The following is a 10123-nucleotide window of genomic DNA, read 5'->3' on the forward strand; positions in this document are numbered from 1 at the left end:
TCGGCGGCGGCGCACACCGCCGCGCAGCGCGTCCGGGCCGGGCCGCATCCCCTCTTCGGGGGTGCGGCCCGGCCCTTTGCCTGCACTTATCCTTGACGGCATGTACTTCACCGACCGTGGCATCGAGGAGCTGGAGAAGCGGCGCGGCGAGGAGGAGGTCACCTTCGAGTGGCTCGCCGAGCAGCTGCGGACCTTCGTCGACCTGAACCCGGACTTCGAGGTTCCGGTGGAGCGGCTGGCGACGTGGCTGGCGCGGCTGGACGACGAGGACGACGAGGACGAGTAGTTCCACCGGGGGCGCGCCGCCGGTGGAAAGTAGTTTCCCCAGGGGCACGCCGCCGCGGCTTCGGCACCGTCACGGGCGCCGTGCCTGCCCGTACGCCACCCCCAGCGCGCCGTGCGCGACCAGCAGCGCCCCCGCCGTGGTCCAGCCGCCGGCGCGGTGTCGCAGACCCCAGGCGGTGAGCGGCAGGCCGGCCGCCATCTGGGCCACGGCCAGGGCACGGGCGCCGGGGCCGCCCACCCAGGGCATCCAGGGGGCGAGTCGGCTCTCGTCGGCGGTGGGGCGGCGTCCGGCCGCCTCGGTCCGCCGGGTGTCGGGCAGGGCGCGGGCGGCCTCACCGAGGCGGTCGGCGGGTTCGCCGGGGTCGAGTCCGGCGGGGAGCGCGACTCCCGCGCGCGTGAGGACGGCGAGCAGTCCGCGCAGCCTGGTACGGGCGTCGGCCTCGGGGTCCGGTCTCGTCAGCCGGTCCAGCGACTGGACGTCCAGGACGGGGTCCAGGCCCAGCCGGACCGCGAAGGTCCGCATCGCCTCGTCCTCGCCGGCCGGAGTGCCGCCCGCGAGCCACACGTAGCCGACGGGGCGGCGGAATCCGGACGCGAGGGTGTAGCCGGCCCGGTCGGCGTCCCACCACAGGGCGAGTACGGGCCACGGGGCGCCGACGGCGAGGGCCGCGGCCCAGCCGGTGAGCACGCGGTCGACCGGTTCGTCGCCGTGCCGCCAGGGCCTGCCCTCCGGAACGAGCACGCTCCACTCCTCGCCGGCGCGCACCAGCGGCATGCGTTCGCCCAGCAGCGGGGCGACGGCGGCGACGGAGTCCGGCTCCGCGCGGCACAGCAGCAGCGCACCGGGAGCGGAATCGGACACGGACTCTTCCGTCGACATGGTCTCAAGCTAGGGCAATTCAGCACCTTCGGCCGGTCATGGATCACCAGAACGGGTGTCTTGACTTTCCGTGCCCGCGATATATCGTGAATGGCGGTGGACGCGATATGGCGCGTTCGGTCGAGGAGGTCTCACCATGTCCGAGTGGTCCGTCGCGGAGCCCAGGAAACTCACCTTCGACGAGTCCGTGAGCGAGCTCCACGTACGCATCGTCAATGGAACAGTGAACGTCGTGGGCACGGACGAGGGTTCCCCCCGGCTGGAGGTCTCCGAGATCGAGGGACCACCCCTGGCCGTGACCCACCAGGACGGCGTGCTCACGGTGGCCTACGAGGACCTGCCCTGGAAGGGCTTCCTCAAGTGGCTCGACCGCAAGGGCTGGCGCCGCAGCGCGGTGGTCTCCCTGGCCGTGCCGACGGGCACCCGCGTGGAGGTGGGCGTGGTCAGCGCCGCGGCCGTGATCTCGGGGCTCGACGGGCGCGCCGAGGTGAAGGGCGTCTCCGGAGACACCACACTGGTGGGCCTCGCGGGCCCGGTCCGCGCCGACACCGTCTCCGGGAACGTGGAGGCGCAGGCTCTCACCGGCGACCTGCGCTTCAACAGCGTCTCCGGCGACCTGACGGTGGTCGAGGCGGGCTCCTCCGTCCGGGCCGACTCGGTGAGCGGTTCGATGATCGTCGACCTGGACACCGCCGGCGGGCCCACCGACATCAGCCTGACCAGCGTCTCGGGCGAGATCGCCATCCGGCTGCCCCAGCCCGCCGACGCGGAGGTGGAGGCGAACACGGCCAGCGGCACCGTCTCCAGCGCCTTCGAGGACCTCCGGGTGGGCGGCCAGTGGGGCGCCAAGCGGATCACCGGCCGGCTCGGCGCGGGCAACGGCCGCCTGAAGGCCACGACGGTCTCCGGCTCGATCGCCCTGCTGCGCCGTCCGGCGGCGGAGGACACACCGTGGGATCGGGAGCCGCGGGAGCGGGAGCCGCGGGGCACCGGCCCGGCGGGCGACGCCCAGGACGACTCGGGGGACAATTCCGCTTCCGGCCGGGACCACGGCGCCGCCGGCGCCCCGGCCGACGGCACGACCGACAAGAAGGTGCTCTGACATGTCCCCCGTCTTCGCCCACGGCCGCCTCCGCCTCTACCTCCTCAAGCTCCTGGACGAGGCCCCGCGCCACGGCTACGAGGTGATCCGGCTCCTCGAAGAGCGCTTCCAGGGCCTGTACGCGCCGTCGGCGGGCACGGTGTACCCGCGCCTGGCCAAGCTTGAGGCCGAGGGCCTGGTCACCCACACCACGGAAGGCGGCCGCAAGGTGTACGCCATCACGGACGCCGGCCGCGCCGAGCTGTCCGACCGCAGTGGTGAACTGGCCGACCTGGAGCTGGAGATCCGGGAGTCGGTCGCCGAACTCGCCGCCGAGATCCGGGCCGACGTGCGCGGCGCCGCGGGCGATCTGCGCCGGGAGATGCGGGCCGCGGCCGGCGCGGCCCACCTGGGCACCGGCTCGGGAGCGCACGACGAGGGCAGCGGCTCCGCCACCGGCACCGCTGACACCGACGACAAGGAGGCCTGGCGCGCCGCCAAGGAGGAGATGCGGCGCGTCAAGCAGGAGTGGAAGGAGCAGGCCCGCCGCGCCAAGGACGAGAGCCGCCGCGCCCGCGACGAGGCCCAGCGGGCCCGGCGCCAGGCCAAGGAGGCCCAGGAGCGGGCCCGGGTGCAGGCACAGGAGGAGGTGCAGCGCATCGCCCAGCGGGTCCAGGAACAGGTGCAGGACCACTTCGCGCGGGGCGACTGGCCGACGGGTCTGCGCGAGGGCCTGAGCGAACTGGCCAAGGAGGTCGGCGACTTCGGAAAGGACTTCGGGAAGGAGTTCGGCAAGGACTGGGGCTTCGGCCGCACCGACGCCGAGAAGTCCGCCCACCGGCCCGAGTACTCCGCCACCCCCGAGGATTTCCCGGCCGGTTACGCCCCGGCCTGGGCCCATGAGGACGCCGCGGAGGCCACCGGCGATCCGGCGCGAGACCTGGACCGGCTGCTCGACCGCTTCCGGGACGACATCCGCGACGCGGCCCGGGACCACGGCGTCACCGCCGACCAGCTCCGCGACGCCCGCCTCCAGCTGTCGACCGCGGCGGCGCACATCGGGGCGATACTGCGGACCCCGAAGGCCTGAGCCCCCGGGCGCGGCGCCCCCGGCCCAGCGCCGCAAACGCCTGGCCGGGGCCCCGCAGGTCAGGCGCAGGCCTCCCCCGCGCCGCCGCCCAGCACCCTGGTCAGCGACTCGTGGGTCACCCCGTGGTCGGCGAGCACCTCGGCGGGCACACCGGGGCGGGCGGTCAGGGCGAGCAGGATGTGCTCGTCCCCGATACTCCGGTCCCGCCGGGCGACGGCCGCCCGCAGCGCCTGCTCCAGCACCTCCTTGGCGCCCTTGCTGAAGCTGCGGTGCTGCCCGGACCACCAACGCCTGCCGGTCCGTTCGCCGGACATCGCGCCGACGCCATGGGCCTCCTCCACCCGGGCGACGATCTCGGAGACGTCGATCCCCAGCCCGGCGAGGGCGTCGGTCTCGGCCCGCGTCAGTCCGGCACGGCGCCGCGCCTCCGCCAGTGCCTGCCGCACCGCGTCCTTGCGTTTCCCGGCCCCGAGCGCCGACAGCGCGAAGGAGGCGCGGCTGCCCTCACGGTCCAGCAGGGCGAGCAGCAGGTGCTCGGCGTCGACGGTCTGCGCCCGCGCCCCTTCGGCGTGCTCGACCGCCCCCTGCACCACGGCCCGGGCGTCCTTCGTGAATCGCTCGAACATCAATGCCTCCCGTACTTCTTGTGCACGGCCTGCCTGCTGACCCCGAGTTCCGTGGCGATCTCCTGCCACGACCAACCCTGATTGCGCGCACTGCGCACCTGCACCGCCTCCAGCTGCTCCAGCAGCATCCGCAGGGCGGCGACGGCCCGCAGCCCGACCCGTGGGTCGCGATCACCGGCACGCGCGGCGAGATCGGTTGCTTCGCTCATGGCGTCAACATAGGTTGACACCCCGGAGCGCGTCAACCGTAGTTGACACGCCCCGGGGTGTCGGAGGCGCGGAGAACGCGTCAGGAACCGCTGAGCACGATCTTGCCGAACTGCCCTCCGGAGGCCATCCGCTCGAAGCCCTCGCGGGCCCGGTCCATCGGAAGCACCTCGTCGATGACGGGACGCACGCCGGTCGCCGCACAGAAGGACAGCAGGTCCTCCAGCTCGTCCTTGGTGCCCATCGTGGAGCCGACGATCTTGAGCTCCAGGAAGAAGACCCGGGTCAGCTCCGCGTGAGAGGGCCGGTCGCCGCTGGTGGCGCCGGAGATGACGAGCGTGCCGCCCGGCCGCAGCGACTTCACCGAGTGGGACCAGGTCGCGGCGCCCACGGTCTCGATGACGGCGTCGACCCGCTGCGGCAGCCGCGCGCCCGGCTCGACGGCCTCCACGGCGCCCAGCTCCAGGGCGCGCTTCCGCTTGGCCTCGTCCCGGCTGGTGGCGAAGACCCGCAGCCCCGCCGCCTTGCCGAGCACGATCGCGGCCGTGGCGACCCCACCGCCGGCGCCCTGCACCAGCACCGAGTCCCCCGGACGCACCCCGGCGTTGGTGAACAGCATCCGGTACGCCGTCAGCCAGGCGGTCGGCAGACAGGCCGCCTCCTCGAAGGACAGTTCCTTCGGCTTGGGCAGGATGTTCCAGGTCGGCACGGCGACCTGCTCGGCGAACGTCCCCGGGTAGCGCTCGGTGAGGATGGAACGGGGCTCCTTGGGGCCGACCCCGTGGCCGGTCTGACCGATCACGGAGTGCAGGACGACCTCGTTGCCGTCCTCGTCGACACCGGCGGCGTCGCAGCCGAGGATCATCGGCAGCCGGTCCTCCGGGAGGCCGACGCCGCGCAGGGACCACAGGTCGTGGTGGTTGAGGGAGGCGGCCCTGACATCGACGACACTCCAGCCGGGGCGGGCCTGGGGAGCCGGACGCTCTCCCAACTCCAGGCCGGTCAGCGGCTGGTCGCGGTCGATTCGGGCGGCGTAGACAGCGAACATGACCTTGACGATAGATTCCCGACCCGCCAACCGGAACCACGACGCCCTGTGACACACGCCCTCTTGCCCCCGCCGCGCAGCTGCGGGCAATCGTGCCGCTGGGGCGGCACGGGTGGGCGCAGCGGCACCCCGCAACGCCGGGCCGCGACACCCACCCCCGCCCAGCACCGACGCCGCCCACCCGAAAAGCGAACGGCCCCGCCCACCAGGGACGAGGCCGCACACCACACACCGCATCACACCGTCACCGGCGCGACGATCACACCGTCACCGGCGCGCAACCCCCTCCGCCCGAGCCGCCGCCGCCACCGCCGCCGTAACGGCCGGCGCGACGCGCTCGTCGAAGGGCGACGGAATGACATAGTCCGCGGCGAGGTCGTCCCCCACCACGGAGGCCAGCGCCTCCGCCGCCGCGAGCTTCATGCCCTCGGTGATCCGGGACGCCCGCACCTGCAGCGCGCCCGCGAAGATGCCCGGGAACGCCAGCACGTTGTTGATCTGGTTCGGGAAGTCCGAGCGCCCCGTCGCGACGACCGCCGCGTACTTGTGGGCGACCTCCGGATGCACCTCGGGGTTCGGGTTGGCCATGGCGAAGACGAACGCGCCCTTCGCCATCGAGGCGACCGCCGGCTCCGGCACCGTACCGCCGGAGACGCCGATGAAGACGTCGGCGCCGGACAGGGCCGCCTCCAGCGAGCCGGACAGCCCCGCCTTGTTGGTGAAGGAGGCCACTTCCCGCTTGACCGGGGTCAGGTCGTCCCGGTCGGCCGAGACGACGCCCTTGCGGTCGGCGACCGCGACGTCCCCGATGCCGGCCTCCACCAGCATCTTGGCGATGGCGACACCGGCCGCGCCCGCGCCCGAGATCACCGCACGCAGCTCACCCAGCGTCCGCCCGCTCAGCCGCGCGGCGTTCCGCAGGGCCGCGAGCGTCACGACCGCCGTGCCGTGCTGGTCGTCGTGGAAGACCGGGATGTCCAGGCGCTCCTGGAGCTTGCGCTCGATCTCGAAGCACCGCGGCGCCGAGATGTCCTCCAGGTTCACGCCGCCGAAGGAGGGCGCGAGCCGCACCACCGTCTCGACGATCTCGTCGGCGTCCGTGCAGTCGAGCGCGATGGGGACCGCGTCCACGCCGCCGAACTGCTTGAACAGGATCGCCTTCCCTTCCATCACCGGAAGAGAGGCTTCGGGCCCGATGTCACCGAGTCCCAGAACGGCCGTACCGTCCGTCACGACCGCCACGACCGACGACTTCCATGTGTAGTCGTGCACGAGGTCGGGCTGCTCGGCGATCGCGCTGCACACTTTCGCGACGCCGGGCGTGTACGCCAGGGACAGGTCGTCCTTGTCACGGACCGGCACGGTGGCCTGCACGGCCATCTTGCCGCCGCGGTGCAGCGCGAACGCGGGGTCGAAGGAGTCGAGGGGCTCCGCGCCCGCCTCCTGCTCCGTACTGGCGTCGCTGTCGCTGCGAGGATTGACGATCTCCGCTGCCACTTTGTCTTACCCCTTAAGAGTTCATGGTTTGAGGGTTTGTCCACTCCTGGTGAGGAATGGGCGGGCACCGCGCAGGAGGATGGCCGTTGGGACCACGTGGGCCCTGCGCGACGGGCGCGCCGCACACGCGCCCTGAGCCCCTGATGAGGGGTGTAAAGAACCTTCTTACCCGACGGACACCCACCGCGACGAGTCCGATAAGGGCAAGCTCACATGTCGGACCTCGGACGCCGCATGCCGGTGACATGGCTCATAGCCAGTGATCCGGACAACTTCTCGCCACCTCTTGACAGGCGCGGAGAAGAAGCTTTCAGCAGCTGCGCACGCCGCCGAACCATGCCCGTATATCGAGGAATGCCGAAGATCTTTCGGCCGGAAGGGCAGATTCCCGGAAAGGTTCGGTCGTGATGTACCGACCTGGTGCGGTTCGGGGGGTCACCCGTTATCCGATTTTGACATGACGTCCCCCCTGAATGGCCGAGTCCGAATGGCAAGATGCCGTAATCACACGAGGTCGCGACACTCGAAGGCGTGTGCTCTCGTCGACCCACCGCGCCTGCCGGTCCCCCGGCCGGCGTCCCGTCTTACCGGAACTCCACCGTCCCCATCGGCATCTCCTTTCATCCGCCGGAGGAACCACCATGACCGCAAGCTCCACCCGTCGTACGACCGCCGCGCACTCCCGGCTAGCAGCGGTCGGTGCGATCGCGGTCGCAGGCGCTCTGCTGCTCACCGGATGCGGCGACCAGACCGAGAACAGCGACTCCGGCAGCGACAACCAGTCCGCGGCGGGGGCCCCGCTGGCCGACAAGCTGCCGCAGGCCATCCGCGACAAGGGCGTCATCAAGGTCGGCTCCGACATCGCCTACGCCCCGGTCGAGTTCAAGGACAAGTCCGGCGAGACGGTCGGCATCGACCCGGACCTCGCGGACGCCATGGGCAAGCAGCTCGGCGTGAAGTTCGAGTTCGAGAACGGCACCTTCGACACCCTGATCACCGGTCTGCGCTCCAAGCGGTACGACATCGCCATGTCCGCGATGACCGACACCAAGGACCGCCAAGAGGGCATCGACTCGGACACCGGCAAGAAGGTCGGCCAGGGCGTCGACTTCGTGGACTACTTCACCGCCGGTGTCTCGATCTACACCAAGAAGGGCGACGACCAAGGCATCAAGACCTGGTCCGACCTGTGCGGCAAGAAGCTGGTGCTGCAGCGCGGCACCGTCTCCGAGGACCTCGCCAAGGCCGAGAACGAGAAGTGCCCGGCCGGCAAGAAGATCTCCATGGAGGCCTTCGACAACGACCAGCAGGCCCAGACCCGCCTGCGCGCGGGCGGCGCCGACGCCGGTTCGTCCGACTTCCCGGTCGCGGCGTACGCGGTGAAGACCTCCGGCGGCGGCAAGGACTTCCAGATCGTCGGCGAGCAGGTCGAGGCCGCCCCGTACGGCATCGCGGTCGCCAAGGACAACACGCAGCTGCGGGACGCCCTGAAGGCGGCGCTGGACGCGGTGATCGCCAACGGCGAGTACAAGAAGGTCCTCGACAAGTGGGGCGTGGCGGAAGGTGCCGTCACGGAGGCCACCATCAACGGCGGCAAGTGACCGCGCGGCGGGCACTGAAAGGCAACATCCGTGACTGTTGACATCGACAAGACGGCGGGCGGCCCGGCCGACACCCCGCCGGCCGGACCGGAGGCCATCAAGGCCATCCCGGTCCGGCACTACGGGCGGTACGTCTCCGCGGTCGTCGCGATCGCGCTACTGGCCGCCGTCGTCTACGCGTTCTCCCAGGGCAAGATCAACTGGGCTGCGATCCCGGACTACTTCTTCGACGACCGCATCCTGACGGGCATGGGCAAGACGCTCCTGATCACCGTCCTGGCGATGCTGATCGGCGTCTTCGGCGGCATCATGCTCGCCGTGATGCGGCTGTCGAAGAACCCGGTGACCTCGTCCATCGCGTGGTTCTACATCTGGTTCTTCCGCGGCACGCCCGTGCTGGTGCAGCTGGTCGTCTGGTTCAACCTGGGCCTGGTCTTCGAGTACATCAACCTGGGCCCGTTCTACCGCGACGAGTGGTCGGACTTCATGACGCCGTTCCTGACGGCGCTGCTCGGCCTCGGTCTGAACGAGGCCGCGTACATGGCGGAGATCTGCCGCGCCGGTCTGCTCGCGGTCGACGAGGGCCAGACCGAGGCGGCGCACGCGCTCGGCATGAGCCACACCAAGACACTGCGCCGGATCGTGGTGCCGCAGGCGATGCGCGTGATCGTGCCGCCGACCGGCAACGAGGTCATCAACATGCTGAAGACGACCTCACTGGTGTCGGTCGTCCAGTACGCCGAGTTGTTCAGGGTCGCCCAGGACATCGGCCAGACCTCCGGCGCCCCGGCCGAGATGCTGTTCCTGGCCGCGGCCTGGTACCTGCTGCTGACCTCGGTCTTCAGCGTCGGCCAGTACTACCTGGAGCGCTACTACGCGCGGGGCTCCAGCCGCAGCCTGCCGGCGACCCCGATGCAGAAGATCAGGGCGAACCTGCTGTCCCTGTCGAACCGCTCCAAGACGACGGGAGGTGCGGCATGACCGCCATGGTCAAGGCCGAGGGCGTCCACAAGTCCTTCGGCGCCGTCGAGGTCCTCAAGGGCATCGACCTGGAGGTGAAGCAGGGCGAGGTGTTCTGCCTCATCGGCCCCTCGGGCTCGGGCAAGTCGACGTTCCTGCGCTGCATCAACCACCTGGAGAAGATCAACGCCGGGCGGCTGTACGTCGACGGCCAGCTGGTCGGCTACCGCCAGAAGGGCGACAAGCTCTACGAGCTCAAGGACAGCGAGGTCGCGGTCAAGCGCCGGGACATCGGCATGGTCTTCCAGCGCTTCAACCTGTTCCCGCACATGACGGCCCTGGAGAACGTCATGGAGGCGCCGGTCCAGGTCAAGGGCGTGAGCAAGGCGCAGGCCAGGGACCGCGCGCGGCAGCTCCTGGAGCGCGTGGGCCTGGGCGACAAGGCCGGCAACTATCCCTCGCAGCTCTCCGGCGGCCAGCAGCAGCGCGTCGCCATCGCGCGGGCCCTCGCCATGGACCCGAAGCTGATGCTGTTCGACGAGCCGACCTCGGCTCTCGACCCCGAGCTGGTCGGCGACGTCCTCGACGTCATGCGCGACCTCGCCGAGTCCGGTATGACGATGGTCGTCGTCACCCACGAGATGGGCTTCGCCCGCGAGGTCGGCGACAGCCTGGTCTTCATGGACGACGGCGTGGTGGTCGAGTCGGGCAACCCGCGCGACGTCCTGACCGACCCGCAGCACGAGCGGACGAAGGCGTTCCTGTCCAAGGTCCTCTGACAAAGGTTCTCTGACAAAGGTTCACTGACCCGGTTGGTCGCGGGGAGGGGCGGTGCGGGTGTCCCGCAC

At 71.0% G+C, this 10123-nt stretch carries 11 protein-coding genes; 6 read left to right on the plus strand and 5 right to left on the minus strand.

Going from position 1 to position 10123, the window contains the following annotated elements:
- The first annotated feature begins 100 nt into the window (after positions 1 to 100).
- The gene (locus ACFCZF_RS14465) at positions 101 to 286 is read left to right on the plus strand and encodes a DUF6104 family protein (protein WP_010061466.1); all 186 of its coding nucleotides are present in this window, start codon (positions 101 to 103) and stop codon (positions 284 to 286) included.
- Between the two features lie 69 nt (positions 287 to 355).
- Here ACFCZF_RS14465 and ACFCZF_RS14470 read toward each other — a convergent pair whose 3' ends face one another.
- Complete coding sequence (locus tag ACFCZF_RS14470; RefSeq protein ID WP_376671927.1) at positions 356 to 1165, minus strand: hypothetical protein; 810 nt, start codon at positions 1163 to 1165, stop codon at positions 356 to 358.
- A gap of 136 nt (positions 1166 to 1301) precedes the next feature.
- Between ACFCZF_RS14470 and ACFCZF_RS14475 the strand changes: the two genes are divergently transcribed.
- Both ACFCZF_RS14475 and ACFCZF_RS14480 read left to right on the plus strand, forming a co-directional pair.
- Positions 1302 to 2267, plus strand: a complete 966-nt coding sequence (locus ACFCZF_RS14475) for a DUF4097 domain-containing protein (protein ID WP_376671928.1) — start codon at positions 1302 to 1304, stop codon at positions 2265 to 2267.
- A 1-nt stretch (position 2268) separates the two neighbouring features.
- Entirely contained in the window at positions 2269 to 3336 is a 1068-nt protein-coding gene (locus ACFCZF_RS14480) for a helix-turn-helix transcriptional regulator (RefSeq protein ID WP_376671929.1), read from the plus strand.
- A gap of 59 nt (positions 3337 to 3395) precedes the next feature.
- On the opposite strand, the gene ACFCZF_RS14485 is transcribed toward ACFCZF_RS14480, so the two are convergent.
- The 4 genes from ACFCZF_RS14485 to ACFCZF_RS14500 all read right to left on the minus strand — a co-directional run bounded on the left by ACFCZF_RS14485 (position 3396) and on the right by ACFCZF_RS14500 (position 6714).
- Positions 3396 to 3962, minus strand: coding sequence for a Clp protease N-terminal domain-containing protein (locus ACFCZF_RS14485; RefSeq protein ID WP_375910820.1), 567 nt, complete (start codon positions 3960 to 3962; stop codon positions 3396 to 3398).
- Positions 3962 to 4171, minus strand: a complete 210-nt coding sequence (locus ACFCZF_RS14490; protein ID WP_121749540.1) for a helix-turn-helix domain-containing protein — start codon at positions 4169 to 4171, stop codon at positions 3962 to 3964. Before ACFCZF_RS14490 ends, ACFCZF_RS14485 begins: the two co-directional genes overlap by 1 nt.
- A gap of 80 nt (positions 4172 to 4251) precedes the next feature.
- Positions 4252 to 5217 (minus strand): zinc-binding dehydrogenase, encoded by a 966-nt coding sequence (locus ACFCZF_RS14495; RefSeq protein ID WP_376671930.1) that lies wholly within the window; start codon positions 5215 to 5217, stop codon positions 4252 to 4254.
- A gap of 267 nt (positions 5218 to 5484) precedes the next feature.
- On the minus strand, positions 5485 to 6714 hold the full coding sequence (locus tag ACFCZF_RS14500) for an NADP-dependent malic enzyme (RefSeq protein WP_121749164.1): 1230 nt from the start codon (positions 6712 to 6714) through the stop codon (positions 5485 to 5487).
- A gap of 641 nt (positions 6715 to 7355) precedes the next feature.
- On the opposite strand from ACFCZF_RS14500, the gene ACFCZF_RS14505 reads away from it, so the two are divergent.
- The 3 genes from ACFCZF_RS14505 to ACFCZF_RS14515 are packed head-to-tail and all read left to right on the plus strand — an operon-like array spanning position 7356 to position 10054.
- Positions 7356 to 8315 carry an ABC transporter substrate-binding protein gene (locus ACFCZF_RS14505; protein ID WP_376671931.1) on the plus strand — a complete coding sequence of 320 codons (960 nt, stop codon included), beginning with the start codon at positions 7356 to 7358 and terminating at the stop codon, positions 8313 to 8315.
- Positions 8316 to 8345: 30 nt separating this feature from the next.
- Positions 8346 to 9296 (plus strand): amino acid ABC transporter permease, encoded by a 951-nt coding sequence (locus ACFCZF_RS14510; RefSeq protein WP_376671932.1) that lies wholly within the window; start codon positions 8346 to 8348, stop codon positions 9294 to 9296.
- Positions 9293 to 10054: an amino acid ABC transporter ATP-binding protein gene (locus ACFCZF_RS14515; RefSeq protein WP_121749160.1), complete on the plus strand. Its 762-nt coding sequence runs from the start codon at positions 9293 to 9295 to the stop codon at positions 10052 to 10054. Before ACFCZF_RS14510 ends, ACFCZF_RS14515 begins: the two co-directional genes overlap by 4 nt.
- The last annotated feature ends 69 nt before the right edge of the window (positions 10055 to 10123 follow it).

The sequence above is a fragment of the Streptomyces sp. NPDC056296 genome, from assembly GCF_042268605.1.
Classification (GTDB): domain Bacteria; phylum Actinomycetota; class Actinomycetes; order Streptomycetales; family Streptomycetaceae; genus Streptomyces.

Bases quoted from the DNA above. Each gene is read 5' to 3' on its own strand.
- ACFCZF_RS14470 (WP_376671927.1), bottom strand. From the start codon at position 1,165: ATGTCGACGGAAGAGTCCGTGTCCGATTCCGCTCCCGGTGCGCTGCTG.
- ACFCZF_RS14505 (WP_376671931.1), top strand. From the start codon at position 7,356: ATGACCGCAAGCTCCACCCGTCGTACGACCGCCGCGCACTCCCGGCTA.
- ACFCZF_RS14495 (WP_376671930.1), bottom strand. From the start codon at position 5,217: ATGTTCGCTGTCTACGCCGCCCGAATCGACCGCGACCAGCCGCTGACC.
- ACFCZF_RS14515 (WP_121749160.1), top strand. From the start codon at position 9,293: ATGACCGCCATGGTCAAGGCCGAGGGCGTCCACAAGTCCTTCGGCGCC.
- ACFCZF_RS14485 (WP_375910820.1), bottom strand. From the start codon at position 3,962: ATGTTCGAGCGATTCACGAAGGACGCCCGGGCCGTGGTGCAGGGGGCG.
- ACFCZF_RS14480 (WP_376671929.1), top strand. From the start codon at position 2,269: ATGTCCCCCGTCTTCGCCCACGGCCGCCTCCGCCTCTACCTCCTCAAG.
- ACFCZF_RS14465 (WP_010061466.1), top strand. From the start codon at position 101: ATGTACTTCACCGACCGTGGCATCGAGGAGCTGGAGAAGCGGCGCGGC.
- ACFCZF_RS14475 (WP_376671928.1), top strand. From the start codon at position 1,302: ATGTCCGAGTGGTCCGTCGCGGAGCCCAGGAAACTCACCTTCGACGAG.
- ACFCZF_RS14490 (WP_121749540.1), bottom strand. From the start codon at position 4,171: ATGAGCGAAGCAACCGATCTCGCCGCGCGTGCCGGTGATCGCGACCCA.